At 70.5% G+C, this 241-nt stretch carries 1 pseudogene; it reads right to left on the bottom strand.

The features are described from left to right. A pseudogene (locus OH705_RS28570) lies at nucleotides 1–241 on the bottom strand (A/G-specific adenine glycosylase); the annotation flags it as partial.

Below are 241 nucleotides of genomic sequence, written 5' to 3'. Positions count from 1 at the left end.
CGGTTTCGGCGTGGGCAGTACCCCGGTGAGGCCCTCGCGACGCGCGACGCAGTCGTCCTGCAGCGGGCATACGGCACAGGCCGGCTTCGCCCGCGTGCACAGCGTCGCGCCGAAATCCATTTGCGCCTGCGTGTAGTCGGCCAGGCGGCCGTCGGGTACCTCGCGCAGGTGGGCGTCTGCCAGCGCCCACAGTTGCTTCTCCACGACGGGAAGCGCAGGCCAGCCCGAGATGCCATGGAAG

Origin of the sequence: Pseudomonas sp. BJa3, from assembly GCF_026343815.1 — a bacterium.
Classification (GTDB): Bacteria; Pseudomonadota; Gammaproteobacteria; order Pseudomonadales; family Pseudomonadaceae; genus Aquipseudomonas; species Aquipseudomonas soli.
Note: the sequence above shows the minus strand (reverse complement) of the source record. Positions and strands in the feature narration are given on the sequence as shown.